Source organism: Methylobacterium hispanicum, assembly GCF_022179285.1.
Classification (GTDB): domain Bacteria; phylum Pseudomonadota; class Alphaproteobacteria; order Rhizobiales; family Beijerinckiaceae; genus Methylobacterium; species Methylobacterium hispanicum.
The window spans coordinates 92,613-118,261 of sequence record NZ_BPQO01000019.1; the positions used below are offsets into that span (position 1 = coordinate 92,613).

Below are 25,649 nucleotides of genomic sequence, written 5' to 3' on the forward strand. Positions count from 1 at the left end.
ATCAGCCCGCGAGCCTGAGGTCGGTCCCCTGGGTCGCGTAGAGATGCTGGAGCGCTTCCGCCGAGCGGGCCCAGTCGCCCGTGACGAGCGCCATCGCGTGGGCGGCGCGCGACATCCGCGCCCAGGCCTCCGGGGTGAGCCGGGCGGCTCGGCCGAGGGCTTCCGCGACCGCATTCGTCGTCAGGTCGCGCACGACGAAGCCGGCGCCGTGGCGCTCGACGGCGTCGGCGAGGCCGGTCGCGGTCGAGACGATCAGCGGCAGGCCGCAGAGCGCGGCCTCCACCGCGCCGATCGGCAACCCATCGAAGCGCGACGACTGGACGAAGAAGTCCCAGCCGCGCAGTGTCCGCTCCTTCTCAGGCCCGAAGACAGGCCCGCCCACCGCGACCGACCCGCCGATGCCGGCCCCCTGGGCGAGCGCGCGCAGCGCCGCGCCCTCCCCACCCGTCGCGCCGTTGCCGGCGAGCGCGAGGCGCCCGCGCCCGCCCGCGGCCAGATGCGTCGCGAGGCCGCCGATCAGCAGGTCGAGCCCCTTGTGGTGCGCCGCGTAGCGCCCGCAGAACCCGAAGAGCGGGAAGGCGGGCGAGGGCCCGGTCCGGCCGGGCGGCGGCGGGGCCGCGTCGAAGGCGCTGGAATAGGCCGCATTCGCCACGATCTCGATGCGCGCGCGGGGGGCGATCTGACGGATCGCCCCGGCCTCCTGATCCGTCAGCGCGTGGACGAACCACGCCCGCTCCAGGATCCGGCGCTCGAACATCGCGAGGTAAAGGCTGGTCGAGCGGTGGGCCCGGCGCATCTGCGCGTCGGCGACGTGCGCGTAGCGGCCGTGGATGGTGACCACGTAGCGGATGCCCCGGCGCGCCAGCTCACGACCGATGGCCAGCAGCAGCGGCCGGCGCGCGCAGTGGAGGTGGACCAGGGTGCGGGGTCCCGCGCCCGCGACCAGCGCCGCGGTGAGGCGCGGCGCCGGCTGGACGAGGTGGCCGAACAGGCTGTGGCCCTCGAGGGGCAGCGCCTCGACGGGCGCGTCCCATACCCCCCGCTCGACGGTCCGGCCCGGCGGGTGCAGCACCACGACCCGGACCGCCTGTCCGAGGCGGATCTGCTCGCGGGCGAGCCGGTTCGCCACGAGGTGCACGCCGTTCATCCGGGACTGCTCGGCCTCCTCGACGACGAGGTGGCGGATGTCGAGGCCTGGCTGTGCCCCGGTCTGGTCGGTCATCGGGCTGCTCGGTCGCTGGGATGAGGCCCCTCCCCCCGGCGGGGGGAGGGTTCGGGTCCGCTTCCGGAGGCGACGCTACTCGGCCGCGTCGGGCAGGCGGCCGGCGCGGCCGGCGGCGAGTTCGGCCTCGATCCAGCGGTAGGTCGGCGCGAGGCCCTCGCGGATCGTCGTGGCGGGCTCCCAGCCCAGCACCTTCCGGATCAGCGCGTTGTCGCTGTTGCGCCCCCGCACGCCCTGCGGCTTCGAGACGTCGTGGCGCTTGGCGATCCGCTTGTCCGCGACGGAAGCGGCGATGTCGACGAGATCGTTGATGCTGATCATCTCGTCGGTGCCGAGGTTGAGCGGCGCCGTGTAGTCCGACTGCATCAGCCGGTAGAGGCCCTCGACGCAATCGTCGATGTACATGAACGAGCGCGTCTGGAGGCCGTCGCCCCAGACCTCGATCGTGCCGCCGTCCGGGCAGAGCGCGACCTTGCGGCAGATCGCGGCCGGCGCCTTCTCGCGGCCGCCGTCATAGGTGCCGAGCGGGCCGTAGACGTTGTGGAAGCGCACGACCCGGGTGGAGAGGCCCCAATCCTCGGTCATGTACTGGCACAGCTTCTCCATGTAGATCTTCTCGAGCCCGTAGCCCTCCTCGGGCTGGGCCGGCCAGGCGACGTCCTCGGAGAGCGGCGTGACGTCCGGCGAGGTCTGCAGGTGCATCGGGTAGACGCAGGCCGAGGACGAGAACAGGAAGCGCTTGACCCGGTTGTCGGCTGCGGCCTTGGCCATGTGCGCGCTGATCAGCGTGTTGTTGAGGGTGATCTCGGCGTGCGAGCCGCTGATGAAGCCGATGCCGCCCATGTCGGCTGCGAGGTGGTAGACCTGCTCCATCCCCTGCGCCGCCCGCTGGCAGGCGTCGTGCAGGCGCAGGTCGCATTGCAGGAACTCGTGCGCCGCGCTGGGCTCGTACTCGGGAAGCTTGATGTCGGCGCCGCGGACCCAGTAGCCCCGGCCGACGAGATACTTGACGAGATGGTGGCCGATAAAGCCACCGGCTCCGGTTACGAGGACGGGGATCATCTTGGGCAGTCCTTACCTGTGATGAAGGCAGGTAATTACTGACATGATCGCCGATGTGCTTTCCATTCGGCTTGCGAACTAAGCCGAAAGAGCGGTATGCCTCAGGCGAAGGGACCGATCAGGCGCTTGTACTCGGCCTCGGCGAGGCCGTAGCTCTCGCCCGCCGCCCGGATCAGCCGCGCGCGGTCGATCACGGTAATCTGGCCGCGCCGCGTCGCGATCATCTGGGCGCGTTCCAGCTCGTGCAGCGCCACCGTGATGCCCGGCCGGTGCGTGCCCAGAACCTGGGCCAGAGCCTCGTGGGTCATCACGATCTCGCTGCCGTCGATGCGGTCGGTGGCCAGAAGCAGCCAGTGGGCGAGGCGCTCCTCGATGCGGTGGCGGCGGTTGGAGAGCGCCATCTGGCTCATCCAGAGCATCGCCACCTGGACGTAGCGCATCAGCACCTCGCGCAGCACGCCGCTCTGCACCATCATCTGCCGCAGCGCGCCGGCCCCGATCCGCAGGGCGGTGCCGGGCACGCGCACCTCGACATCGACCGGCATGTGCTCGACGCCGAGCACCAGCGCCGTGCTGACCATTCCGTCGCGGCCGACCACGAGGGTCTCGTAGGAACCGCGCTCGGCAGTGTGCAGCATCACCGAGGCGAGACCGCTCTCGAAGAACCAGGCATGGGGGATCGGCTCGCCCGCGGTGACGACCCGTTCGCCGGCCGCGAGCGGCACCTCCTCGAGGAGCGGGAGCATCAGGCTCAGCACCTCGCCTGGAAGCGCCCGCAGCAGCCGATTCTGCACGGTCGGCGTCTGAGCGGGCAAGGTCGGCGTGTTCATCGTCGGCCCTCCAGGTCAGGCGCGCGCTCCAGATCCACTCTGGTCGAGCATTCGGCTGGCGAATGCGCAAGCATCTCATGATCTTGCACAACTTTGCAGTTGGTAAGATCCGTACGGACGGACTAATACCCTATCTTCCGTCTCGTATTTGATTTTTGAGCATCTGGTCCTCCCCGGCACTTCGCGGCGCGCCTCGCGGACGACCTGAGGGAGCGCTGCGAAACCTGGTCGTTCCTGGCTCGCACGGATCGGTCAGCGTCCGGTCGCGGAGCGCCGTGATCGCCCGAGCGATGGCGCGGGTGCTGCGGAGGGACGGACCTCGCGGCGTTCGGCCGGCCGCGGGCGGGCGGGGTCGGACGCCGCGAGAACCTGCCGGTAGGCCGCGTGGGCCTTGGCGGCGGCCGCCGCCCAGGTGAAGCCGTCCGCCACGCGCGCGCGGGCCTGGAGGCCCATCCGGCGCAGCCGCGCGCGGTCCTGCACGAGGCGCTCGATCGCCGCGGCGAGCGCGGCGGCGTCGTTCGGCGGCACGAGCTGCCCGCAGCCCGGGTCGATCTGGTAGGGGATCCCGCCGACCGCGGAGGCGAGCACCGGCACGCCCTGCGCCATCGCCTCGAACACCACGAGAGGCAGGGTGTCGGCGAGGGTCGGGAAGACGAAGAGGTCCGCCCTGCGCATCAGCGCCCCGACCTCCGCATCCGAGAGCCGGCCGGTCACCACCACCCGCTGATCGGGCGGCAGCGCCCCGGTGAGGCCCGCATAGTCGATCTCGGCTCTCCGCTCGCCCCCGACGACGAGATGGACGGGGCGCCGCAAGATCCGCAGGCTCCTGAGGAGGACCGGCAGGCCCTTGTTGGGCGTGTGGTTTGCCAGGAACATCAGGGTCGGGGGGCCGTCCGGGTCGGGCTCGGGCAGCGCGAAGCGGGCGAGGAGCGCGGCGTCCTCGGCGGGGTCGGCGGGCGCCGGGACGGCGACGCCGTTCGGCACCACCTCCAGCAGCCCCTCGCGGAAGCCCATGGCCCGCACGATGTCGAAATCGGCCGGCGACAGGGCGAGGATCCCGGCGGCGCCGCGCACGGCCTCGGCCACCGGCGCGTGGACGAGGCTGCGCCACGCCGCCCGGCGGACCGGCCCGAACCCGTAGATGGCGCCGCCGTTGGCGACCTCGTTGAAGCCGTGGGTCGAGATCACGTAGGGCACGCCCGCCGCCCGGGCGGCGCGGGCGATCCGGGCCATCTCCAGGGCCGGCATCGGGTTGTGCAGGTGCAGGAGGTCGTAGCCCGCGACCCGCCCGGGGATGTCCGAGCGGTAGAACAGGGAGCGGTAGCGGTTCGGCAGGCGCGACCAGGGCAGGCCCGGCGGCAGACCCGTGCGGACGGGCACGCGCCCGCAGGGCCCGGGCTCCTCCGGGGTTCCCATCATGCTGGCAACGTCGACGCGGCAATGCGCCTGAAGCGCCGCGCTCAGCATCTCCCCCGCCCTCGCCCCGCCGCTGACGGACATGTGGGGCGGCACCACGATCGCCGAGAGGACGCGGATCATCGGGCGTTTCCTCGTGTTGGGGCTGTTGCTCGGTCGTTCGGTGAGGCCGGCGGGCCCCACTCCCCGCGTTCGGGGAGTGGGGTGATCCGAACCTCGACGCGGTCGCGCGGGTCCTGGCCGAGGTGGTCCTCGCTCGCCCCTCACACCCGCGCGTAGACGTCCTCGATGCGCACGATGTCGTCCTCGCCGAGGTAGCTGCCGTGCTGCACCTCGATGATCTCGACGGGGGTGTTGCCGAAATTCTCCAGGCGGTGGACCGCTCCGAGGGGGATATGGGCGTGCTGGTTCGGCCCGAGTTCGCGCACCTCGTCGCCCACGGTGACGCGGGCATGGCCCGCGACCACCACCCAGTGCTCGGCCCGGTGGCGGTGCTTCTGGAGCGAGAGGCGCCCGCTCGGCCGCACGCAGATGCGCTTGACCTGGAAGCTCGATCCCGCCTCGATCACCTCGTACCAGCCCCAGGGCCGGTTGACCCGCGGATGGTGCTCGGCCTCCGGTCGCCCCCGGCCGCGCAGGGCGGCGACGATCTCCTTGACCTCGCCTGTGCGGCGGCGGTCGGCCACCAGGATCGCGTCGCCGCTCGACACCACGACCACGTCCTGCAGCCCGAGCACCGAGGTCAGCGGCCCGTCGCTCGCCACGTAGCAGCCGCGGGCGTCGCGCAACTCGGTCGGCCCCCGCGCGACGTTGCCGTCGGAATCGCTCTCGCCGAGCGCCCAGAGGGCGTCCCAGCTGCCGACGTCGGACCAGCCGCAGGCCAGCGGAACCAGGGCCGCGAGCCGCGTGTGCTCGAAGACCGCGTAGTCGATCGATTGCGCGCGGGCGCGCCCGAAGGCCTCGGGCTCGAGCGTCGCAGCGCCGATCTCGCGCCGCGCCCCCGCCACCGCGGCGGCGACGGCCGCGCAGGTCGCCGGATCGTGCCGCTCGTACTCGCCGATCAGGGCTCCGGCGCGGAACAGGAAGTTGCCGGCGTTCCAGAGGTAGCCCTCGCGGATGTAGCGGGCGGCGAGCGCGGCTTCGGGCTTCTCGGCGAAGCGCAGCACGGCGCGGGCGCCCGCCGCGATCTCGGGCCCGGCCTGGATGTAGCCGTAGGCGGTGGAGGGATGCGTCGGCACCACCCCGAAGGTGACGAGATGACCGTTCGCCACGGCGCCGAGCCCGTCCCGCACGGCCTCATGGAACAGGGCCTCGCCCTGGATCGCCTGGTCGGAGGCCAGGACGAGCACGGGCGTGTCCGGATCCTCGCGGGCGATCTCGTGGGCGCCGGCCAGGATCGCCGGCCCGGAATCGCGCCCCTGCGGCTCGATCAGGATGTCGGCCTCGATGCCGATCTCGGCGAGCTGCTCCTCCACGAGGTAGCGGTGCAGCGCGTTGGTGACGACGAGCGGGCGTAAGGAGAAGCCCGGCCGCGCCACCCGCAGCACGCTCTGCTGGAAGGTCGAGCGCTCGCCGATCAGGATGGCGAACTGCTTCGGCAGCGCGGCGCGCGAGACCGGCCAGAGCCGGGTGCCGTTGCCGCCGCAGAGGATGAGCGGCCTGATCTCGGTCATGATGCCTCTCCGATGATCGCTGGTGTTCGAGTTTCAGTTGGATCCCGTGCCGGAGCCGGAGCCGGAGCCGCGGCGCGCCTCAGCGCGTCCCGGCCGCGGCGATCTGCCCCGCGACCTGCCCGGCGGGCTCCAGGGCCGCCTGGGCCGCCCGCGCCGGCGGCTCGCGCCGGACCTCGACGATGTCGCCCGGCATCAGGGCCGCCCGCTCGTCGGCCTCGAAGGTCTCGGGGTTGCCGTCCCGGAGGCGGGTGATGAAGACCTTGCGGGCGAGGCTGCCCTGCTGCGCCAGCGTTCCGAGCGCGCCGCCGGCCTGGAGCCGGGCCTCGCGGATCTCGCGGGCGCTCGGGAGTTGCGTCTCGATCTCGTTGAGCCGCCCGGTCACGTCCTGCAGGTCGGCCATCACCCGGCGGCGATAGGCCTCGACCGTGTCCTGGATGCGCAGCGCGAGGTCGCCGATGGCGAGATCGAGCCGGGCGAGGTCCGCGTTGAGGCGCGCGATCGCGGCCTTGTTGCGGGCTTCCTCGCGGGCGAACTCGATGCCCTGGTAGCGCCGGGCCAGCCCGCTCGCCATCAGCTTCTCGTAATCCTCCATGTGCGCCTGGATCAGGCGCAGCTGCGTCTCCTCGGAGGCGCGCTGGGCCTGGACGCCCGTGATCTCGCTCTCGAGCCGCGGCTTCTGCGCCCGCAGCAGGTCGAGCGACTGGTCCAGCGCGCCGCGCTGGCCCTTCAGGATCTCGCGTTCCTCGACGAGCGCGGCGGTCAGCCGGGGGTCGCCGTCCATCCCGGGGGGCGGCTCGAAGGCGTCCTTGTCCCGGCGCTGCGCCTCCAGGCGGGCGCGGCGCACGGTGAGCAGCCTGCGGTTGGCCTCCAGCACCCGCACCCGCTCGTCCGCGGCGAGGAAATCCGTGCGCTGGCCGAGCTGCACCTGCTGCGGCTCGGCGAAGCCGCCCGCGAGGGCGATGCCGCTCAGCACCGAGGCGCCGTACCGGAAGGGGAAGCTGCCGGGCGAGCGCACGTCGCCGAGCACGTAGAAGGGCCGCATCTCGGTGACGCGCAGGGAGACGACGGGCTGCTGCAGGAAGCCGTCGGCGAGCCGCTCGACCACCCGCGCCTGCGCGTCCGGCAGCGTCATGCCCCCGACCGCGACCTCGCCGACCAGCGGCAGGAACAGGTGGCCGCCGCCGCCGACGGTGTACTCGCCGGTCAGCTCCGCCTGGCCGAACACCGAGACGTTGACCCGGTCCCCCGGGCCGAGCCGGTAGCTCGCGTCCTGCGCGGCTGCGGCGACCGTCAGCCCGAATGCCAGCAGGGGCGGCAGCGCTGGCCCGAGCAGGGTCCGCAGGCGGAGCCTCGACTGGATCGGGGGTCGGGTGGGCGTGCCGGTCATGCGCCTCATCTCTCCTGGCCCGGGGCGTCGGCCCATGAGCGGGCCGGGCCCGGCAGGTCCGGACCGAGGCGGATCCTAGTCGGCACGCCTCTCGCGGTGCCCGCGCCCTTCGGATGAGGGGGCGGACGCGATCGGATTACCTCCGGCGCCGATACAGTCGAGCTGCGTCGAAGTACGGATACCGTTCCGTGATTTCGGTCATGAACAGGCCGTTCGTCAGTATTACCGCCGAAGCTGTTCGCATCGCTCCCGGCTCCGCCGGATGCTCCGTTGTCGCGGTGCAGCGCCCCGCTCCATTGTCCCGGTACATCCGGACGGGGCGCGACGCGCTTCCGGAGCGGTGAACCCGACAGTGGGACGAGGGATATCCGGCATGAAGCGGATCTTGGTGACGGGCGGGGCCGGCTTCATCGGCTCGCACCTGTGCGAGCGGCTGCTGGGGCAGGGGCACGAGGTGCTCTGCGTGGACAACTTCTTCACCGGCTCGCGGGCGAACTGCGAGCCGATGCTCGGCAACCCGCGCTTCGAGCTGATGCGCCACGACGTGACCTTCCCGATCTACGTGGAGGTGGACGAGATCTACAATCTCGCCTGCCCGGCCTCACCGATCCACTACCAGCGCGACCCGGTCCAGACCACGAAGACCAGCGTCATGGGCGCGATCAACGTGCTGGGGCTCGCCAAACGCCTGAAGGTCCGCGTGCTCCAGGCCTCGACCTCGGAGGTCTACGGCGACCCGGACGTGCACCCGCAGCCCGAGAGCTACTGCGGTTCGGTCAACATCGCGGGACCGCGCGCCTGCTACGACGAGGGCAAGCGCTGCGCCGAGACGCTGTTCCACGATTACCGGCGCCAGCACGGGATGTCGGTGCGCGTCGCGCGCATCTTCAACACCTACGGCCCGAACATGCACCCCCAGGACGGGCGCGTGGTCTCCAACTTCATCATCCAGGCGCTCAAGGGCGAGCCCATCACCATCTACGGCGACGGCTCGCAGACGCGCTCGTTCTGCTACGTGGACGACCTCGTCGAGGGTCTGATGCGGCTGATGGCGGTCGATGCGCATCCGGGCGACGTGGTGAACCTCGGCAACCCGGTCGAGACGAGCGTGCTGGCGCTCGCCCGGCGCGTGGTCGAGCTCTGCGACTCGCCCTCGACGATCACCTGCCATCCCCTGCCGCAGGACGATCCGCGGCGGCGCTGCCCGGACATTGCCCGCGCGCGCGCGGCCCTGCACTGGTCGCCGCGCGTCGATCTCGACACGGGGCTTGCCCGCACCATCGCGTATTTCGAGGGGCTGCTGGCGCGCCAGGACGGGTCCGTCCTGCCGCTCGGACAGGGCCGGCGGACCATCCCCGCATGAGCCCGCAGGCTCCTCCCCGCGCGCGCTGGCTCGGGCCCCGGGCCCCGGTCCTCGGCCTCGGCGTCAGCGCGATCACCTTCCGGGACGCGCTCGACGCGCTCGACGCCTTCGTGCGCGCGCGCCGGCCGCACTACGTCTGCATCACGGGCGTACACGGCGTCATCGAGAGCCGGTCCGACCCGCAGCTCAGGGCGATCCACGAGGCGGCCGCCCTCGTCACGCCGGATGGCATGCCGCTCGTCTTCATGGCCAACCGGCTCGGCTTCGGCCCGGTCGAGCGGGTCTACGGGCCCGACCTGATGCGGGCGGTCTGCAGCGACTCGCCCCGGCGCGGCTACCGGCACTTCCTCTACGGCGGCGCGCCGGGCGTGGCCGAGGGGCTCGCCGAGGTCCTGCGCCGACGCTACGCCGGCATCGCGGTGGTCGGCACGCACTGCCCGCCCTTCCGGCCGCTCACCGACGCCGAGGACGCGGCCGTCGTCGCCGAGATCAACGCGGCCAAGCCCGACATCGTCTGGGTGGGGCTGAGCACGCCGAAGCAGGAGCGCTGGATGTCGGCCCATCTCGGGCGGATCGACGCGCCCGTGATGATCGGCGTCGGCGCCGCCTTCGACTTCCTGGCCGGCACCAAGCGGCAGGCGCCGCGCTGGATGCAGCGCAGCGGGCTCGAGTGGCTGTTCCGGCTCGCCACCGAGCCCCGGCGTCTCGCGCGCCGCTACGCCAGCATCGTGCCGCGCTTCCTCCTGCTCGCGGGCCTCCAACTCGCCCGCCACGCGCTCGCCGGATCCCGGCGCGGCGGACGGCGCGATCCCGAGCACGGACCGGCGCGGGGCTGAGGCGCGGCCACCCGCGCCGCCCCGCAACACAGCGACAGATCGCCCCGAGGGCCCGTCATGGACACGACCGAGACCGTCGCCACCGCGATCGAGCTGAGCGGGCGCGCAGCCCCAGACCGCGCCGCGCGGCGCGCGCGAAGCCGCTGCGCCCTCGTCGCGGCGGCGCTGATCCTCGGCGACGCCGCGGCGGCGCTCGCCGCCGGCGCCGCCCTGGCGCTGGGATGGGCCGCCCTCTCGGGCACCCCCGTGGGCAGGACCGCGCTGCTCGCCGGCCCGCTCCCGCTCCCGGTCTTCTGCGTGCTTCCGATCTTCGCCGCGCTCGGGCTCTACGCGGTCTACGGCCCGAGCCCGCCCGAGCGGCTCCGGCTGCGCGCCCTCGGCGTCGCCGTCTACCTGATCGGCTGTCTCCTGGTGACGGGGGCCGCGCCGGCGGCGCCGCTCCTCGGGCAGGTCGCGGCGGCGGGGCTCCTCCTCGTGCTCGCCGGCTTCTACGGCGAGGCGGCGGTGCGCGCCGTCCTGATCCGCCGAGCCGCCTGGGGCGCGCCGACCGTGATCGTCGGCGCCGACGCCCACGCGCAGGCGCTCGCCCGGACCCTGCTGGCCCAGCCCGAACTCGGCCTGCGGCCGATCGGCTACCTGACCGACCCGGCCCGGCCCGCCGACGCCGCGACGGCCCGCACGGGCCCCCCCCTGCCCCATCTCGGCCGCCTCGACGCCGTCTGCGGCGTCGCCGCGGAGGTCGCGGTGTTCGCCTCCTGCGCCGACCTCGCGCAGCACGAGGGCCGGCTCGGCCGGCTGCCGTTCGGCCGGGTCGTGCTCGCCCAGCAGATCCAGGACCTCCAGAACATGTGGATGCAGGTCCGGCCGCTCGGCGACGCCATCGGGCTCGAGATCCGGCGCGAGCTCTACCGGCCGCGCAACCTCCTGCTCAAGCGCCTGCTCGACGGGGTGCTGGCCGGCATCGGCCTGATCCTGCTCCTGCCGCTGATCGCCGTCCTCGCCGGGGCGATCCGCTGGATCGATCCGGGCAGCCCGTTCTACGCGCAGGTTCGCGTCGGCCGACACGGGCACCCGATCCGGGTCTGGAAGCTGCGCACCATGTACCGCGACGCGGAGGAGCGCCTTACCAAGCATCTCGCGACCGATCCCGCCGCCGCCGCCGAGTGGGCCCGCTTCTTCAAGCTGCGGGACGACCCGCGGGTGCTGCCCGGGCTAGGCCGCCTCCTGCGCCGCACCAGCCTGGACGAGCTGCCCCAGCTCTGGAACGTCCTGCGGGGCGACATGAGCCTCGTGGGCCCCCGCCCCTTCCCGGCCTATCACATGGACGGGTTCGAGCCGGCCTTCCGGGCGCTGCGCACCAGCGTTCCGCCGGGCCTGACCGGCCTGTGGCAGATCTCGGCCCGCAGCGACGGCGACCTCGCGGTCCAGCGCAGCCAGGACGGCTACTACATCCGCAACTGGTCGCTCTGGCTCGACCTCTACATCCTGCTGGCGACGATCCCCGCCGTCCTCTGCGCCCGCGGGGCGCGGTAGCGCGCGGGCCCCCTCGCACGGGTCGGGCGATCGCGCGGGTCGGCCGATCGCTCCGCGGCGCGCGCAGGCGTGTGCCCGCGGGGAAGCGCCGGATCCGCACCCGCGCTTCCGCCCCGGTGCGGGCCCGTACCATCCCCGCCCCCGTGGCCCCCGTCCGATTCGGGACGCGATCCCATCCCTCCCGGCCTGCCGAACTCGGCCGACCGGACGCCCGCGAAGCGGCGGATGCCTCGGATCCATGCCGATCCGGGCCACGAACGTGCTGCGTCCGCGAGGCCGTCCCGCCCCGCCAATCCCGCTCCGCCGCGCGGGAGGCATCCCGCGTGTCCCGCCCTCGCCTTGAGCCGCCGAAGGCCGGCGCAACGAAAAGGCGGCGCTTTCGCGCCGCCTCCCCGCTCGCCTTCCGCATCCGCGGCTGTCCGGAATGCCGCCCGGCGCCCTACTGCGCCGTCGGCCGGACCGGAAGGCGCGGGATGCCGTGCTTGAGGACCCAGACCGCGGCCTGCGTCCGGTTCTGGACGTTGATCTTGCGCAGGATGCCCTTCACGTGGATCTTCACCGTCGCCTCGGCGATGGCGAAGCGGCGCGCGATCAGCTTGTTCGACTGGCCGTCCGCGAGGCAGGACAGGATCTCGATCTCCCTGTTGGAGAGCGCGCGCGCGCCCGGAGGCATCTCTGCCCCCGCGTTCTGGACCGAGAAGCGGACCGCCTGAGCGCCGTCGCCGCCCAGATGCGGCACCGCGCCCATCGGCATCACGATGTTGCCGCGCATCACCACGTTGAGCGACTTGATCAGGGCCACCGGCCGCGTGACGTGGTCGAGGCAGGCCTGGGCGCCCATCTCCAGCGCGTACCGGAAGGTCGTGGGGTCGCGCATGTCGGTGAGGACGACGATGCGGGCGCGCGGGAACATCGAGCGCAGGAGGCCGATCGTGCCGTCCGCCATCTGCGCGGGACCGAAATCCGTGAGCAGCACGAGGGCCGGGTCGCTGCCCGGGTCGATCTCCGCGGCCGTCTCGAGGCTGTCGAGGACCGCGTAGCCGTGCGCGTCGAGGATCCGGACGAGCCCGTCACGGGATAGCCCCGCCGCGCCGATGAGCAGTGTCGTGATGGTCGTCGCACCCGGATGCGGCCGCGCCTGCATCGGGAGGCGGGTCGCGCCACGTGCGGTTCCGTACTGGAAATCGATCATGCCCGGCATCCATCCAGCTCCAGATTGGCGTGCGAGGTCCATGGGCCGAGCGCGCCCGCTCCGGCGCACAAGCCCCCGTAAGATCCCCTGTGTCTGACTTGCGTGCCGCCGCTTGGCGTAACGTGGGGGTACCGTAATCCATGTTATCTGAATTGCAACAGCCTATACAGACAACTTGCGAGGCAAAATCAGGATACGGTCCTTAGCGCGTCAGTAGGCCTCCCAGTGATCCCCCAAATGGAGGACGCGGATAAACATTTGATAGGCGCGAATTTCGTCCGCACGGTGGATGATCGGTCGTGCGGCATGTGCTTCTCCCGGCGTGCGGCATCCACCGGGGCAACGCGTGTCGAACGCGCCCACGGGAAATTGAACATGCGGGCGGCTAGACGGCGCCGACCATCGGACGGGAGAACGAATATTCGGTCCGCACCGATACCCTTGCTGGCGGGTCGGCCGAAACCGGGTCGGCGCGTCAGCCGAACAGGTCGTTCCGGGTCGGCCAGTCCGGGTCGATCAGCGCCTCGGCGTCGGCGGGCATGAAGGTCCGCGCCGTGCTCTCCTCCGGAGCGCCGCGCACCAGCTCGTCGGTCTCGCAGCGCTCGCCCGCCCGCAGCTGCTCGGCCAGGAGCTGCAGGTAGCTCGCGGCCGCGGTCGCGCCGAACGCCTCGGCGAAGCAGTGATGCGCCACCTCGACCATCGTCTCGATCACCGCCTGGGGCGGCGCGCCGTTCGAGACCGCCGCGTCGAGGGTCGAGCGCCACGCGCGGGACAGCTGGTCGCGGATTTCCGGGGTGTCGTCCAAGGTCGGGCTCTTTCGGGACCGGGCGCACTCAGTCCTCTTTCCCGGTACGAAGTCAAATCCGTCGCGGGCTCACGGCGCGCGCGGGGCGAGGCCGAAGGTCTTCTCCAGCGCGACGCGGCCGGCCCTCTCCACCTGGAAGCGCGCGGTGTAGGCGCCGGCGGGCCAGCCCTCGGCCGGGCGCTTGCGCCCGACGAAGAGCAGCGACTGGGCGCGGGGGCGCTCCAGGGCGGGCTGGACGCTCCGCGCGACGACCGCGCCGGCCGGATCGGTGAGGACGAGGCTCTGCACGTCGCCCGTTTCCAGCCCGATCGCCCGCACGTAGGCGACGAGCGCCCCCGAATCCGCGCCGGGCACGCGCAGCGTGTCGGTCTCGACGCCCTCCATGCTCACCGGCCCGTCGGCGAAGCCCGCGTTGAGGACGCTGCCCGCCTGATAGCCCAGGAGGGCGGCCGCCTTCGGCTCCCACAGCGTGCCGCCGCGGCCGGGCGCCGCCGGATCGCAGGCATCGGCCGGCGATCCCGGGGCGAAGGGATCGACCACCTGCCCGCCGTGCCGGAGCGTGAGGTGGAGGTGGGGGAACTCCGTCATCCCCGAGAGCCCGACCTGACCGAGCGGCTGCCCGGCCGCGACCGTGTCGCCCGGGCGCACCACGAGGCTGTTCCGGGCCATGTGGCAGTACTGGCTCTCCCAGCCGTCCGCGTGGGCGACGACGAGCCCGTTGCCGCACTCGGCGCCCTTGATCTCGGCGGCGTCGGCTCCGCGCACGCGCCCGTCCGCCATGTCCGCGCGCACCCGCAGGACGCGGCCCGGCGCCACGGCGAGCACGAGCCCCGCCCTGCCCCGCGCCTCCGCCCCGGTGCGCACGCGGAAATCCGTGCCGTTGTGCCCGTCGTAGGTGCGGCTGCCGCAGGCGTAGTCGCGCGCGCCCGGGCCCGCGTCGCGATCGACGTAGTGCTGCACGAAACAGGTTCGGCCCGGCTCGCAGGCGAGCGGGAGGTGAAGGCTGATCGCGGGCGCGCGCGCCTCCTCCGCCCGCGCGGTGCCGACGGCGAGCGCGGCGAGCAGGAGGGCGAAGGGCGCCCGGAGGATCCGGCCCTGCGCGCGGCGGATCGTGCGGGTTGGGGTACGGCTCGTCATGCCGCCACTAGCCCGAAGGCGACCTCCCGGCGCAACCCATCGCCGTGCCGATATGGCCGGGAGGGTCTATTTCGCGCCGCAGCCGATGCAGATGCCCTTCTGGATCTTGTCGTCGGTCTTCATCATCGGCGTCCGCTCGGACCGGTCCATCCGGTCGTCCGCTTCGACGCCGCCCGAGCCGGGGCGGGGCATCACGCGGCCGACCGAGGAGGCGTTCGGCGCCGTGACCGTCGACGTCGGGCCGCCGCCGGTACCGGTCTGGGCCTGCGCCCAGGCGCCGCCCGGGGCGGCGAGGATCGCCAGGATCATGAGGGTGCGGGCGCGGTGCCCACGGGACAGCACTGAGTGGACCATCGGAAGATTCTCCTTTCGCGCCCCCAACGCGGCAGAACGGCGCCGGTTCGCCGGAACGTGCGCGCCAGCGCGCGGTCCGGGCGCGCCCGACCTTTGCAGATCGCCGCCGTCACCGTATCAGGACGCGCCTTCCGCGCCCGTGCCCTCTAGACACCCCCGGAGCCGCCACCGCGATGCGGGACCCGAACGCGATCGACTTCTGGCGCGGCCTCGCCCTGGTGACGATCTTCATCAACCACGTGCCGGGCAACACGTTCGAGCGCTACACCTACTCGCAGTACGGCATCTCGGACGCGGCCGAGCTGTTCGTGTTCCTGGCCGGATGGTCGATCGGGATCGCCACCCGCGGGCGCGACGGCCACCCCGAGCCGCGCGGGCGCACGGTGATTCGTCTCCTCTCGCGGACGATCGAGGTCTATCGCGCGCAACTCACCGTGATGCTGTTGGCGCTGGCCACCATCGCCGGGACCGCGCTCGTGCTCGACAACCCCCTGATCCTCGAGTGGCACAACGCCGGCACCTTCTTCGCCGACCCGATCCAGACGATCGTCGGCGTCGCGCTGCTCACGCACCAGCTCGGCTTCTTCAACATCCTGCCGCTCTACGTGGTGCTGCTCGGGATCGCCCCCGTCTTCGTCCTGATCGCCCGGGAGAGCCGGACCGCGGCGCTCGTCTTCTCCGGCGGCCTCTATCTGCTCAGCCTCATCGAGGAGTGGAACCTGCCCTCCTGGCCGGGCGAGGGAGACTGGTTCTTCAATCCGCTGTGCTGGCAATTCCTCCTCGTCCTCGGCTTCGTGCTGCAGGACTGGAATCGCGAGTCGGACACCCTCGCGCGCTGGTCGCGCCGACTGATGCCGGCGGGCGTTGCGCTGGTCTTATTCGGCATCGCCCTCGCGGTGCTTGAGATTCGGCCCGATCCGTTACGGGTTCCCGAGCCGCGGCTGCTGTTCACCTTCGACAAAACTTACCTCACGCCCGCGCGACTGATACACTTCCTGGGCGTGCTGCTGGCGTTCCGCGCCGTCTACGGGTTCCTTGCCCCGCGGATCGGGCCGGTCGCCGGCTACCTCGCACGCCTCGGCCGGAATTCCCTGGCCGTGTTCTCGATGGGGTCGCTCCTGAGCCTGGGCGGGCAGCTCCTGCGTTTCTGGACGGGGGGCGGCCTCCTGATCGACCTCACCATCCTCTGCCTCGGCCTGCTCGCGATGGGCTTCACCGCATGGTTCGTCGAATGGCGCTCCCGCAAACCGCGCCCCCGGGTCTGAGACCGCTCCTCGTCGCGGCGCTGCTCTTCGCGGCGGCGAGCGCGCGGGCCGAGGAGCCGGCGCCCCAGCCCGTGCCGAGGCCCGCCCCGACGGTGATCTCGCCTCCGACCAGCGCGGAGGCCGGCGATGCCAGCCTCTCGCCCGAGTGCCGGGTGCCGGGCTCGCAGCTCTACACGCTCGCCAAGCTCCGGGCCGTGAAGGCGGCCCTGAAGGAGAAGCGCCCGGTCCGGGTGCTCTCGATCGGCGGCATCTCGGCCGGGCTCGGGGCCTCGGCGACCTACCCGGTCAAGCTGGAGACGGCGCTGGAGCGCTCGCTTCCGGACGTCGACGTCGAGGTCGAGGCGCGCGGGCTGCAGGGCGAGATCGCCTCGGGCGCGGCCGAGCGCCTGCGCAGCATGGTGGCGGAACTCGAGCCCGACCTCGTGGTCTGGCAGGTCGGCACCCACGACGCGCTCGCCCGGGTCGAGCTCTCGGCCTTCTCGGATGCCCTCGACGACACCGTGCGCTGGATCAAGTCGCACGACATCGACGTGGTGCTGGTCGATCCGCAATACACCGCGAGCCTCGCCGACGACGCCTACTACAACGACGTGGTGCGCACGGTACGCGAGATCGCCGCTCGCGAGCACGTGCCGCTGGTCCAGCGCTACGAGGCGATGCGCTACCTCGCGGGCCGCGCCGACAAGGGCGAGGGCCACATGCTGGGCCGCCAGTTCCGCCTCAACGATCTCGGCCTGCGCTGCATGGCCGAGCACGTCACCCGGGCGATCACGCTCTCGCTCCTGCAGCAGGAGGGCGGATCCCGCGAGGCGCCGGCCCAGCAGGCGGGCCAGCCCGCCCCGTCGCGTTAAGGGCCCGGCAAGCCGCCCGGCCCCATAGAGGACGCCGGGTCTTCGCGTGGAGCGGGCATGACGGTCTCGGCTGTTGCGGGCGCGGCCTGGCTGCGCCTGCGGACCGGCGCCGCCGGCGCCGCGCTCGGCGTCTTCGCGATCCGGGTCGGGGCGGCGGTCCTCGGCTACGGTGCCCAGGTGATCGCGGCCCGGCTGATGGGCTTCGAGGGCTACGGCGTCTACGCGAGCCTCTGGGTCTGGACGGCCATGCTCGGCCACACCCTGACGCTCGGCCTCTCCCAGGGCGCCTGCCGGTTCCTGCCGACCGATCAGGCGCGGGGCGACCTCGACCACGCCCGCGGCTACCTCCTGGCCGGCGTCCTGCTGACGCTGGCGGTGTCCGCGGTCGCCGCGCTGTTCGGCCTCGGCCTCGCTTGGCTGCACCCCGGAACGCTCGCCGAACCGTACGGGGCGCCGTTCGCGCTGGCGGCGTGCCTGCTGCCCGTCCTGGCGCTGCAGGACTACCTCGAAGGGGTCGCCCGCAGCCAGAACTGGGTCGTGCTCGCGATCCTGCCGCCCTACCTGCTGCGCCAACTCGTCATGGTGTCGGCGCTGGCAGCCGCGGTGCTCGCGGGCGCGCCGCCCCGGGCCGAGACCGCGATGGCCTGCATGCTGTCGGCGGCTCTGGTGTCCGCGGCGCTCCAGGCATGCCTCGTCGCCCGCCGGCTGCGGCGGGTGCTTCCGGCGGGACCGCGCCGCTTCCGCGTGCGGGCGTGGCTGCGGGCCTGCCTGCCCATCGCGCTCGTCGATCTGGCCACCACCGCCTTCGGCTTCGTCGATGTCCTGCTTCTCGGGCTGCTGATGCCGCCCGCGGCGGTGGGCGTCTACTTCGCGGCGACCCGCGTGCAGCAATTCGTCCCCTTCGTGCAGTTCGCTGCCAGCGCGGCCACCGCCCAGCGCTTCAGCGCCGCCGGGGCCCGCGGCGACCGGGCCGCGCTCGCGCGGCTCGTCCGCCTTCAGGCGCAGGCCACCGCCGCCGCCACGCTCGCGACCGGGCTCGCCGTGCTCGCCGCAGGACCGCTGCTGCTGGCCCTGTTCGGCGAGGGCTTCGGTGCGGGTGTGCCGGTGCTGGCCGTGCTGGTCCTGGGCAGCGTCACCGCGAGCCTGTTCGGGCCGGGCGAGGACCTTCTGACCATGCTCGGCGGCGAGCGGCTCTGCGCCGCGCTCACGCTCGCGGCGCTGGGCGCGGCGATCGTGCTCGGCCTCCTGCTGATCCCGGCGCTCGGCCTGCTGGGCGCGGCCGCCGCCCTGTCCGCCGCCACGGTCCTGCGCGCCCTGGCGCTGGCCCGCGCCGCCCGCGCCGTGCACGGCCTCGCGACGCCGATCTGGTCAGGCCTCCGGACCGCGCGGGCGGGCGCCGGGTCCTGATGGGCGAGTCCGCGCCCGAGGTCGCGATCCGGCCGCTCGACGCCCTCGACGGGCGCGCCTGGGACGACCTCTTCGGGCGCGCCCGCGCGCCCCACCCGCATTACAGCCGGCACGTCGTGACGGCGCATCGGCGCGCGGGGCTCGTCTCCGGAGACCTCGCCTTCGTCACCGTCGGCCGCGGCCGACGGCTCGACGCGCTCCTGCCGTTCCGGCTGCGGCGCGACCTCGTCGGCCTGGGCGGGCCCGTCGCCGTCCCCTTCGCCTCGCCCCTCGTCACGGCGACGGGTCCGCTCATAGCCGCGGACGCGCCGAAGGCGCACGACGCTCTGGTCCGGGGGCTCGCGGCCGCCGCCCCGGGCCGCGCCTGGCGCTGGCCGCTGCTGCCCCGCACCGAGGCCGGGCCGCTCTGCGCCGCGCTCGACCGGGCCGGCTGGTCGCACGGCAGCGTGGCCGCCTTCGACCGACCCGTGCTCGACAGGCGCGAGAGCCACGCCGCCTTCCTGGCCGCCCATCCCAGGAGCAATCGCCTGAAGGACCTGCGCCGCCGCACCCGTCGGCTCGCCGGGGACGGGGTACTCGCCCTCGATACGGCGATCGACGGCCCCGCCCTGGCGGCCGCAGTCGAGGCCTTCCTGGCCCTGGAGCGGCAGGGCTGGAAGGGCGCCGCCGGCACCGCCATGGCCTGCCGCCCGGAGACCGCGCGGCTCGCGCGCGCCCTGTTCGCGGCGGCGGACGGTCCGGTCCGCGCGCGGGCCGACAGCCTGACCCTCGACGGCGTGCCGGTCGCGGTGAGCCTCGCGCTGACCGACGGGCGCACCGCGACGCTCCTGAAGACCGCCTACGACGAGACGCGCCGCGCGCAGGCCCCCGGCCTCGTGCTGGAGGCGGAAATCGTCCGGGCCTGCCACGAGACGCGCTTTGCCGACCGTCTCGATTCGGCCGCCCTGCCTGGATCGGCCCTGGAAGACCTCTACCCCGAGCGCGAAGCCGTGCTGGAGATCGTGGCGCTGCCGCCGGACGCGCGCGGGCCCGCGCTCGACCTGAGGATCCGTCTCGCCCGCCTCGGACAGCGCGCCCGCGCCGCGGCGAAGCGGGCGCTGCGGCGGCGCTGAGGCGGGCCCGAACCGCTCCGGCGCGGGAACGGGCCTCGTCCGCGCCCGTTCTGCCCGGGATGGTCGAGTCGCCGCGTGCATTCCCGCCCCGGTCCCACGCCGCGCGCCCGCGCGCCAGGGGGATCGGCCGGGCCCTCCTGCTGGTGGCGACGCTCGCCGCGGTCGCCTGGATCGCGTTCCACCTGCGCTGAGGCGGGCGATCCGGGGCGACGGATCGTTGCCCGGTCGCGGCACCCGATCGCTGAGGTGGCGCAATCCGCCGCCGCGCCCTCGCGGGCCGGGCGGTCGCGCCCGGTTTCCCTCCACCGGCTGCGACGACCCGGCAGCGGTTCGCTCGACCGACCCCCGATCCGGCCGGACGAAGCGCCCACCCGCGCGTTCGGTGCCGGGCGAGTGGTGCTAGCCGCGGAGCCGGGCGGGATTGCCGACCGCGACGCCGCCGGCCGGCACGTCGCGGGTGACCACGCTGCCCGCCCCGATGATCGCGTCGTCCCCGACCGTCACGCCTGGCAGGATGATGGCGCCGCCGCCGATCCAGACATTCGCCCCGATCGTCACGGGGCGCCCGAATTCCAGCATCCGGCGCCGCTGGACCGGGTCGCGCGGGTGGTCGGCGGTCAGGATCTGCACGCCGGGCCCGATCTGCGTCAGGTCGCCGATGCTGACCCGGACCACGTCCAGGATGCAGCAGCCGTGGTTCATGAACACGCCCCGGCCGAGGCTGATGTTGTAGCCGTAGTCGCAGTGGAAGGGCGGCCGGATGTTGCAGCCCGCGCCGACGCTGCCGAACATCTCCTCCAGGAGGGCCTGCCGCTCGGGCTGGCCCAGGGTCTGGCTGGCGTTGTAGCGGTCCATCCACGCCGAGATGCGCCGGTTGTCGGCGGCGAGTTCGGGGTCGTCGGCGACGTAGAGGTCGCCGGCGAGCATCCGCTCCTTCTGGGAACGTCCGTCCGAAGAGTCGGCCATGCATCCTCCTGGTTGTAATCGGGATCGGTGGCGGCGCGCGGCCGCGGGATCAGGCCTGCCCGACCCGCTCCAGCCACTGCGCCTCGGTCAGCACGGTGACGCCGTGCTTCTCCGCCTCCTTCAGCTTCGAGCCGGCGCCCGGCCCCGCCACCACGAGGTCGGTGTTGCCTGAGACGGAGGAGGCGACCTTGGCGCCCATCCGCTCGGCGGTCGCCTTCGCCTCGTTGCGGGTCATCCGCTCCAGGCTGCCGGTGAACACCACGATCTTGCCGGCGAGGTCGCCGGCGCCGGAGGGCGCGGCCGTCTCGGGCCGCTCGGTGCGCACCGCGTCGAGCAGCGCCTGGACGGCGTCGCGGTTGTGCGCCTCGGCGAAGAAGTCGATGAGCGCGTCCTTCACCACATCGCCGACGTCGCTCGCGCCCTCCGCGAAGCGCAGGTAGGCGTCGCAGGGCCGCTCGCGGGCCGCGCGCGACAGGGCCTCGTCGAGGGCCTCGCCCTCGCCGAAGGCAGCGACCAGCCTGTCGCGCGCGGCCGCGCCGAGACCCTTCACGGCGCCGGGCGCGAGGATCTCCGGGGGCAGGCCCTGCTCCGCCCGCTCCGCGACGCGGTCGAGGAGCGCGTCGCGCACCACCGGGCCGATCCGCTCCACCGCGTCGAGTTCCAGCCACGCGACACCCGGGCGGCAGGCACCGGCCGCGTCGACCGCCGCGATCAGGGCCGGCATGTCCGGGAACACCTTGGCGAGCTCCTTCGCGGTCACCTCGCCGACATTCGGGATGCCGAGCCCGAAGATGAAGCGCGGCAGGGCGACGCTGCGCCGCGCCGCGATCGCCGCGAACAGGTTCTCGATGGCGAGCGCCCGCTCCTCCTTGCGCGCCGCCTTCTTGGGCTGGCGGACCGTCTCGCCGGCGGCGCGCGCCGCCTCCTCCTTCTGCCGGGCGCGCGCGTCGGCGAGCGCGCGGCGGCGCGCCGCGAGCGAGTCCCGCACCGCCTCGAAGTCGAGCCGGAAGATGTCCGCGGGCTGGCGGATAAGCCCGTCCTCGTAGAGGGTCTCGATGTAGGTTTCTCCGAAGCCCTCGATGTCGAAGGCGTTGCGCGAGACGAAGTGCTTCAGCCGCTCCAGCCCCTGCGCCGGGCAGATCAGGCCGCCCGTGCAGCGGCGCACCGAATCCGGCTTCTTGGTGCGCGGGTTGAAGGCGCGCACCGCCTTGCTGCCGCAGGCCGGGCAGGTCTCGGGGAAGGCGTAGGGCCGCGAATCCGCGGGCCGCTTGTCGAGCACCACGTCCATCACCTTCGGGATGACGTCGCCCGCCCGCAGCACGATCACGGTGTCGCCGACCCGGATGTCGCGGCCCTCGCGGATCGGCTCGCCGTCGCCGCCGACGCCCCTGACGTAGCCCTCGTTGTGGAGCGTGGCGTTCGACACCACCACGCCGCCGACCGTGACCGGGCGGAGCTTGGCCAGCGGGTTGAGGGAGCCCGTGCGGCCCACATTGATCACGATGTCCTCGACCACCGTGAACGCCTCCTGCGCGGCGAACTTGTGGGCGAGCGCCCAGCGCGGCGAGCGCGAGACGAAGCCGAGCCGACGCTGCAGGGCGAGGTCGTCGACCTTGTAGACGACGCCGTCGATGTCGTAGCCGAGATCCGCCCGCTCCGCCTCGATCCGCCGGTAATGGGCGAGCATCGCGGCCGTGTCGGTGCAGCGCAGGGTGAGCGGGTTCACCGGCAGGCCCCAGGCGCGGAAGCGCTCCATCACGCCCGACTGTGTACCTTCGAAGGCGGGTTCCGCCGCGCCCCACGCGTAGGCGAAGAAGCGCAAGGGGCGGGACGCGGTGATGGCGGGGTCGAGCTGGCGGAGCGACCCGGCGGCGGCGTTGCGCGGGTTGGCGAAGAGCGGCCTGCCCTGCGCCTCCTGGCGCGCGTTGATCGCGGCGAAATCCGCGTGGCTGAGATAGACCTCGCCGCGCACCTCGCAGACCGGCGGGACGCCCGCCCCCGTCAGCCGCTCCGGGATGTCCTGCACCGTGCGGGCGTTGGCGGTCACGTTCTCGCCGACCTCGCCGTCGCCGCGCGTCGCCGCGGTGACGAGCGCGCCGTCCTCGTAGCGCAGGGACAGGGAAAGTCCGTCGATCTTCGGCTCGGCCGTGAAGGCGAGAGGCTCCGCGTCCGGCCAGTTCAGGAAGCGGCGCACGCGCGCGACGAACTCCTCCACCTCCGAATCCGCGAAGGCGTTGCCGAGAGAGAGCATCGGCACGGCGTGGCGGACCTTGGCGAACTTCTCCGAGGGCTTCGCACCGACGGAGGCGCTCGCCACGCCGGTGCCGGCGAGATCGGGAAAGCGCGCCTCGATGCCCTCGAGGCGGCGGCGCAACCGGTCGTATTCCGCGTCCGTGATCTCGGGCGCGTCCTCCTGATAGTAGAGGCGATCGGCCTCGGCGATCCGCTCCGAGAGCGCCGCGTGCTCGGCGCGGGCGGCCTCCTCGGTTCCGGGCAGGTCGGCGTCCTCGATGTTCGCGCTGGCGTTCGCGGCGGAGTTCGGCATCATCGCGGCTGGGTTGTGGGTGGGCAGGCGCTTCTATCGCATGGTGGCCGGGGATGGCGACCGGGGCGCCCCGCATCCACGTCTTTTCCCCGCGCCCGCTCGGGAGGACTGCCGCATGGTTCGCGCGGTGCGATGACGGTCCCGTTCGCAGCGCTTGCGGCCGGCTGGGAGGTGGCGGAACCCGGAGCGGGCACAGCCACCGTCGTCTGGCTCGTCGACCTCGCCCTGCCGCCGTCCGCCCTGGCGGCCTGCGACGCGGTGCTGTCGGCGGACGAGCGTGCCCGTGCCGGCCGCTTCCTGAGATCGGAGGATCGGGACCGCTACCGCGCCAGCCACGCGGCCCTGCGGCTGGTCGTCGGCCGCGCTCTCGGGACCGATCCGCGCGGCCTTGCCTTCTCGGCGGGGCCGAACGGAAAACCGGAACTCGCCGGCGCGACGCGGGCGAGCCTCGCATTCAACCTCTCGCACTCGGGCGGGCTCGCTCTCGTCGGGCTCTCGGCGCGCCATCCCATCGGCGTCGATGTCGAGCGGGTCCGGCCGCTGCCCGACGCGCTCCGCATCGCCCGCGAGCATTTCGCGCCCGACGAGGCCGAGGCTCTGGCACGGACGCCAGCGCACGCGCGCGAGGGCGCGTTCTTCGGCCTGTGGACCCGTAAGGAGGCGGTGGTGAAGGCGCTCGGCGCCGGTCTCGCCCTACCCCTCGACCGTTTCAGCGTCACGCTTCCACCCGCCCCGCCCCGCATCCTGAGGATGCCGGAGGGCCCCCGCGACTGGACCCTCCGCACTCTCGATCCGGGCCCCGGCTACGCCGCCACCGCCGCGGTCGCCGGCAGCGGTGATTTTCCGGTTCTACGAGCCCTCCCAGTGGGTTGGCCCGGTCTTCTCCGCTGACGGCGAAGATTCTCGCACGAGATCGCGGAAGTCCGCTTGCGGTGCGGCGAGCCCGCGGCTATACACCCGCTCGCCGGCGCTGACCGGCCTTCGGAGTGTAGCGCAGTCTGGTAGCGCACCACGTTCGGGACGTGGGGGTCGCAGGTTCAAATCCTGCCACTCCGACCAGTTTCCCCTCTGCAAAGTGCCTTCCCGGGGCGCAGAGGAATTCCCCGACCAAACATTCGACCAAACATCGGTCGGATGCGACGTCGAGCGGTCAGGCCGCCTTCCGCTTCCCGCCACGCCGGCCCAGGGCCTCGCGCGCACCTTCCATGTGCTTCGCCGAGTGGTGCCCGTAGCGGCGTTCGATCATCTCGACCGACATCCCGACGTACCCGGCGAGCTCCCAGATCGGGACCCCGGCCTGCATGCCCCACGTCACCGCCGTGTGCCGGAGGCTGTGCCGCACGACGTCGTCGCCCAGGCCCTCCTCCCAGACCAAGTTGGCGAACGACTTCTTCGTCGACCCAACCGGCTTGCCCTCGAACTCGACGACGTACGTCTGCCCGAGGGTGTGGTGCCAGCGCCACAGATGGTTGACGAGCGAATCGGGCATCCGGACCGTCGGGGCGCGCTTGTTGTCCCGCTCCTGCGTCCCGAGCGCCTTCCGGTGGAAGATCGCCACCCGCTTGATCGTGGGCACCTGCACCCGCCTCTCGAACACCTCGCCGTCGATGGTCCGGGTCTCGACGCGTTCCTCGACCGTCGTCTCGGTCGTGAGCTCCATCCAAGGCTTGCCGACCTCCTTCACGAAGCTGGCGCCGCAGATCGAGCCCGACCGCGTGCCGGTCCGGAGCGCCACCACGATGAAGCGCGCGAGGTGCCACGCCGGTCGCCGAGGCATAACGTAGGTCTCGCCCTTCCTGGGACCCGACGCGATGGTCTGGACCTCGCGCTTCCGCCAGGCACGCCAAAGCAGGCGGGCCGCCTCGCCCCGCCGCAGCCACCTGTCCCTCTCCTGGCCCTTCGGCGGCAGCGTGACGCTGACGGTGTCCCGCGTCAGGCTGTCCTTGATGGCCAGGTTCACGGCGGCGCGGAGGTCCTCAAGTTCGCGTCGCGGGCCGCCGGCCGAGACGACGCGCTGCTTCGTAGGCTTGGAGTAGCCCCGGCGGGCGGGCACGCCGTCCTTGCCTGTGCCGAGCCGGGCGTGCGTCTTCCACGGCTGGCCGACGCGGGAGGCCACGTACTGCCCGCACGTCACGCTGTCGACGTCGGCCAGGGTCCGCTCCCCCCACCACTCCAGAAGCGCGAACACGCGCTGGGCGAGCTCCTCGTGGCGCGCGACGCCGCCCCGGTACTCGCCCGTCGCCGGGTCGAGCACGCCGCGCTTCGCGTCCAGGTACCGGCTGAGGACCTCGGCGACCGTGACCTCGCGCGCGTTCCGGCCCTTCCGGACCTCGACGTTGGCGGTCGCCTGGATGGCGATGGCGTCCTTGTAGTCCTGGAGGACCGCTAGGACCTTGCGCTCGTTCTCTTTGCGCTCCGCGCCTTCGCCAAGGCCGATGCCAGTGCTAGCGACCTGCTTCCGGTTGTGCATGACGACCCAGACGCCGCCGCGCTCGATGCCGTCGGTTCCGACGCGGCCCTCGCGGTACCAGGCGTAGGGCTCGCCCCTGCCTCCGACGCCGAGCTTGCGCGGGGTCTTTCGTCGCTTGGCTGTCGTTCCTGGTCGTCGCGCCATCCCCCTCCCTCTCCCTGCCTCCATGCGCGCAGGCCCCTGCGCGTCACCATCACGAGACGACCGCGACGCACGCATGCGA

Annotated in this window: 22 protein-coding genes and 1 tRNA gene; 10 read left to right on the forward strand and 13 right to left on the reverse strand. The window is 73.0% G+C overall.

Features of this window, described 5'->3' with window-relative positions; genetic code table 11:
- Position 1: 1 nt before the first annotated feature.
- The 6 genes from MFF56_RS20470 to MFF56_RS20495 form a co-directional block, all read right to left on the reverse strand.
- Positions 2–1,222, reverse strand: a complete 1,221-nt coding sequence (locus tag MFF56_RS20470) for a glycosyltransferase (RefSeq protein WP_066925549.1) — start codon at positions 1,220–1,222, stop codon at positions 2–4.
- Positions 1,223–1,297: 75 nt separating this feature from the next.
- Positions 1,298–2,284, reverse strand: coding sequence for an NAD-dependent epimerase/dehydratase family protein (locus tag MFF56_RS20475; protein ID WP_066925545.1), 987 nt, complete (start codon positions 2,282–2,284; stop codon positions 1,298–1,300).
- A gap of 101 nt (positions 2,285–2,385) precedes the next feature.
- Positions 2,386–3,114, reverse strand: a complete 729-nt coding sequence (locus tag MFF56_RS20480) for a Crp/Fnr family transcriptional regulator (protein ID WP_066925542.1) — start codon at positions 3,112–3,114, stop codon at positions 2,386–2,388.
- Between the two features lie 252 nt (positions 3,115–3,366).
- The gene (locus tag MFF56_RS20485; RefSeq protein WP_082773255.1) at positions 3,367–4,653 is read right to left on the reverse strand and encodes a glycosyltransferase family 4 protein; all 1,287 of its coding nucleotides are present in this window, start codon (positions 4,651–4,653) and stop codon (positions 3,367–3,369) included.
- A gap of 140 nt (positions 4,654–4,793) precedes the next feature.
- Positions 4,794–6,203 (reverse strand): mannose-1-phosphate guanylyltransferase/mannose-6-phosphate isomerase, encoded by a 1,410-nt coding sequence (locus MFF56_RS20490; protein ID WP_066925539.1) that lies wholly within the window; start codon positions 6,201–6,203, stop codon positions 4,794–4,796.
- A 79-nt stretch (positions 6,204–6,282) separates the two neighbouring features.
- The gene (locus tag MFF56_RS20495; protein WP_066925536.1) at positions 6,283–7,590 is read right to left on the reverse strand and encodes a polysaccharide biosynthesis/export family protein; all 1,308 of its coding nucleotides are present in this window, start codon (positions 7,588–7,590) and stop codon (positions 6,283–6,285) included.
- Between the two features lie 373 nt (positions 7,591–7,963).
- On the opposite strand from MFF56_RS20495, the gene MFF56_RS20500 reads away from it, so the two are divergent.
- Genes MFF56_RS20500 through MFF56_RS20510 form a run of 3 tightly spaced genes read left to right on the forward strand, consistent with a single transcriptional unit; the run spans position 7,964 to position 11,322 of the window.
- On the forward strand, positions 7,964–8,953 hold the full coding sequence (locus MFF56_RS20500) for a UDP-glucuronic acid decarboxylase family protein (protein WP_238230691.1): 990 nt from the start codon (positions 7,964–7,966) through the stop codon (positions 8,951–8,953).
- Positions 8,950–9,789, forward strand: a complete 840-nt coding sequence (locus MFF56_RS20505; RefSeq protein WP_066926615.1) for a WecB/TagA/CpsF family glycosyltransferase — start codon at positions 8,950–8,952, stop codon at positions 9,787–9,789. The genes MFF56_RS20500 and MFF56_RS20505 overlap by 4 nt, the downstream gene beginning before the upstream one ends.
- A gap of 57 nt (positions 9,790–9,846) precedes the next feature.
- Positions 9,847–11,322: an exopolysaccharide biosynthesis polyprenyl glycosylphosphotransferase gene (locus MFF56_RS20510; protein ID WP_066926612.1), complete on the forward strand. Its 1,476-nt coding sequence runs from the start codon at positions 9,847–9,849 to the stop codon at positions 11,320–11,322.
- Positions 11,323–11,761: 439 nt separating this feature from the next.
- Here MFF56_RS20510 and MFF56_RS20515 read toward each other — a convergent pair whose 3' ends face one another.
- From MFF56_RS20515 to MFF56_RS20530, 4 genes are all read right to left on the reverse strand, one after another.
- The gene (locus MFF56_RS20515) at positions 11,762–12,514 is read right to left on the reverse strand and encodes a LuxR C-terminal-related transcriptional regulator (RefSeq protein WP_238230692.1); all 753 of its coding nucleotides are present in this window, start codon (positions 12,512–12,514) and stop codon (positions 11,762–11,764) included.
- A 475-nt stretch (positions 12,515–12,989) separates the two neighbouring features.
- A complete protein-coding gene (locus tag MFF56_RS20520) occupies positions 12,990–13,319 on the reverse strand; it encodes a hypothetical protein (protein WP_066926786.1) in 330 nt (109 codons plus the stop codon).
- A gap of 69 nt (positions 13,320–13,388) precedes the next feature.
- Positions 13,389–14,456 (reverse strand): M23 family metallopeptidase, encoded by a 1,068-nt coding sequence (locus tag MFF56_RS20525; RefSeq protein WP_066926788.1) that lies wholly within the window; start codon positions 14,454–14,456, stop codon positions 13,389–13,391.
- A 66-nt stretch (positions 14,457–14,522) separates the two neighbouring features.
- On the reverse strand, positions 14,523–14,810 hold the full coding sequence (locus MFF56_RS20530; protein WP_066926790.1) for a hypothetical protein: 288 nt from the start codon (positions 14,808–14,810) through the stop codon (positions 14,523–14,525).
- Between the two features lie 173 nt (positions 14,811–14,983).
- On the opposite strand from MFF56_RS20530, the gene MFF56_RS20535 reads away from it, so the two are divergent.
- The 5 genes from MFF56_RS20535 to MFF56_RS32150 are packed head-to-tail and all read left to right on the forward strand — an operon-like array spanning position 14,984 to position 19,636.
- Positions 14,984–16,075 carry an OpgC family protein gene (locus MFF56_RS20535; protein WP_066926792.1) on the forward strand — a complete coding sequence of 364 codons (1,092 nt, stop codon included), beginning with the start codon at positions 14,984–14,986 and terminating at the stop codon, positions 16,073–16,075.
- On the forward strand, positions 16,042–16,926 hold the full coding sequence (locus MFF56_RS20540; RefSeq protein WP_066926794.1) for an SGNH/GDSL hydrolase family protein: 885 nt from the start codon (positions 16,042–16,044) through the stop codon (positions 16,924–16,926). The genes MFF56_RS20535 and MFF56_RS20540 overlap by 34 nt, the downstream gene beginning before the upstream one ends.
- Positions 16,927–16,983: 57 nt before the next feature.
- Positions 16,984–18,333: a lipopolysaccharide biosynthesis protein gene (locus MFF56_RS20545; protein WP_238230693.1), complete on the forward strand. Its 1,350-nt coding sequence runs from the start codon at positions 16,984–16,986 to the stop codon at positions 18,331–18,333.
- Entirely contained in the window at positions 18,333–19,445 is a 1,113-nt protein-coding gene (locus MFF56_RS20550) for a GNAT family N-acetyltransferase (protein WP_238230694.1), read from the forward strand. The genes MFF56_RS20545 and MFF56_RS20550 overlap by 1 nt, the downstream gene beginning before the upstream one ends.
- Positions 19,446–19,504: 59 nt before the next feature.
- Complete coding sequence (locus tag MFF56_RS32150; protein ID WP_280949061.1) at positions 19,505–19,636, forward strand: hypothetical protein; 132 nt, start codon at positions 19,505–19,507, stop codon at positions 19,634–19,636.
- Positions 19,637–19,844: 208 nt separating this feature from the next.
- On the opposite strand, the gene MFF56_RS20555 is transcribed toward MFF56_RS32150, so the two are convergent.
- Together MFF56_RS20555 and ligA are read right to left on the reverse strand one after the other, a co-directional pair.
- A complete protein-coding gene (locus MFF56_RS20555; RefSeq protein WP_066919911.1) occupies positions 19,845–20,411 on the reverse strand; it encodes a sugar O-acetyltransferase in 567 nt (188 codons plus the stop codon).
- A gap of 49 nt (positions 20,412–20,460) precedes the next feature.
- Positions 20,461–22,956 (reverse strand): NAD-dependent DNA ligase LigA, encoded by a 2,496-nt coding sequence (gene ligA / locus MFF56_RS20560; protein ID WP_238230721.1) that lies wholly within the window; start codon positions 22,954–22,956, stop codon positions 20,461–20,463.
- A gap of 132 nt (positions 22,957–23,088) precedes the next feature.
- On the opposite strand from ligA, the gene MFF56_RS20565 reads away from it, so the two are divergent.
- Positions 23,089–23,847 carry a 4'-phosphopantetheinyl transferase family protein gene (locus MFF56_RS20565; RefSeq protein ID WP_238230695.1) on the forward strand — a complete coding sequence of 253 codons (759 nt, stop codon included), beginning with the start codon at positions 23,089–23,091 and terminating at the stop codon, positions 23,845–23,847.
- A gap of 91 nt (positions 23,848–23,938) precedes the next feature.
- Positions 23,939–24,015: transfer RNA gene (locus MFF56_RS20570), tRNA-Pro, on the forward strand.
- Between the two features lie 91 nt (positions 24,016–24,106).
- On the opposite strand, the gene MFF56_RS20575 is transcribed toward MFF56_RS20570, so the two are convergent.
- On the reverse strand, positions 24,107–25,570 hold the full coding sequence (locus MFF56_RS20575) for a site-specific integrase (RefSeq protein WP_238230696.1): 1,464 nt from the start codon (positions 25,568–25,570) through the stop codon (positions 24,107–24,109).
- Positions 25,571–25,649 lie beyond the last annotated feature (79 nt).

Excerpts from the sequence above, each read along its gene's own strand:
- MFF56_RS20555 (WP_066919911.1), bottom strand. The coding sequence starts at position 20,411 with ATGGCCGACTCTTCGGACGGACGTTCCCAGAAGGAGCGGATGCTCGCC.
- MFF56_RS20575 (WP_238230696.1), bottom strand. The coding sequence starts at position 25,570 with ATGGCGCGACGACCAGGAACGACAGCCAAGCGACGAAAGACCCCGCGC.
- MFF56_RS20550 (WP_238230694.1), top strand. The coding sequence starts at position 18,333 with ATGGGCGAGTCCGCGCCCGAGGTCGCGATCCGGCCGCTCGACGCCCTC.
- MFF56_RS20525 (WP_066926788.1), bottom strand. The coding sequence starts at position 14,456 with ATGACGAGCCGTACCCCAACCCGCACGATCCGCCGCGCGCAGGGCCGG.
- MFF56_RS20490 (WP_066925539.1), bottom strand. The coding sequence starts at position 6,203 with ATGACCGAGATCAGGCCGCTCATCCTCTGCGGCGGCAACGGCACCCGG.
- MFF56_RS20510 (WP_066926612.1), top strand. The coding sequence starts at position 9,847 with ATGGACACGACCGAGACCGTCGCCACCGCGATCGAGCTGAGCGGGCGC.
- MFF56_RS20470 (WP_066925549.1), bottom strand. The coding sequence starts at position 1,222 with ATGACCGACCAGACCGGGGCACAGCCAGGCCTCGACATCCGCCACCTC.
- MFF56_RS20540 (WP_066926794.1), top strand. The coding sequence starts at position 16,042 with ATGGCGCTCCCGCAAACCGCGCCCCCGGGTCTGAGACCGCTCCTCGTC.
- MFF56_RS20535 (WP_066926792.1), top strand. The coding sequence starts at position 14,984 with ATGCGGGACCCGAACGCGATCGACTTCTGGCGCGGCCTCGCCCTGGTG.
- MFF56_RS20505 (WP_066926615.1), top strand. The coding sequence starts at position 8,950 with ATGAGCCCGCAGGCTCCTCCCCGCGCGCGCTGGCTCGGGCCCCGGGCC.
- MFF56_RS20530 (WP_066926790.1), bottom strand. The coding sequence starts at position 14,810 with ATGGTCCACTCAGTGCTGTCCCGTGGGCACCGCGCCCGCACCCTCATG.
- MFF56_RS20500 (WP_238230691.1), top strand. The coding sequence starts at position 7,964 with ATGAAGCGGATCTTGGTGACGGGCGGGGCCGGCTTCATCGGCTCGCAC.
- MFF56_RS20545 (WP_238230693.1), top strand. The coding sequence starts at position 16,984 with ATGACGGTCTCGGCTGTTGCGGGCGCGGCCTGGCTGCGCCTGCGGACC.
- MFF56_RS20475 (WP_066925545.1), bottom strand. The coding sequence starts at position 2,284 with ATGATCCCCGTCCTCGTAACCGGAGCCGGTGGCTTTATCGGCCACCAT.
- MFF56_RS20495 (WP_066925536.1), bottom strand. The coding sequence starts at position 7,590 with ATGACCGGCACGCCCACCCGACCCCCGATCCAGTCGAGGCTCCGCCTG.
- ligA (WP_238230721.1), bottom strand. The coding sequence starts at position 22,956 with ATGCCGAACTCCGCCGCGAACGCCAGCGCGAACATCGAGGACGCCGAC.
- MFF56_RS20480 (WP_066925542.1), bottom strand. The coding sequence starts at position 3,114 with ATGAACACGCCGACCTTGCCCGCTCAGACGCCGACCGTGCAGAATCGG.
- MFF56_RS20485 (WP_082773255.1), bottom strand. The coding sequence starts at position 4,653 with ATGATCCGCGTCCTCTCGGCGATCGTGGTGCCGCCCCACATGTCCGTC.
- MFF56_RS20515 (WP_238230692.1), bottom strand. The coding sequence starts at position 12,514 with ATGATCGATTTCCAGTACGGAACCGCACGTGGCGCGACCCGCCTCCCG.
- MFF56_RS32150 (WP_280949061.1), top strand. The coding sequence starts at position 19,505 with ATGGTCGAGTCGCCGCGTGCATTCCCGCCCCGGTCCCACGCCGCGCGC.
- MFF56_RS20565 (WP_238230695.1), top strand. The coding sequence starts at position 23,089 with ATGACGGTCCCGTTCGCAGCGCTTGCGGCCGGCTGGGAGGTGGCGGAA.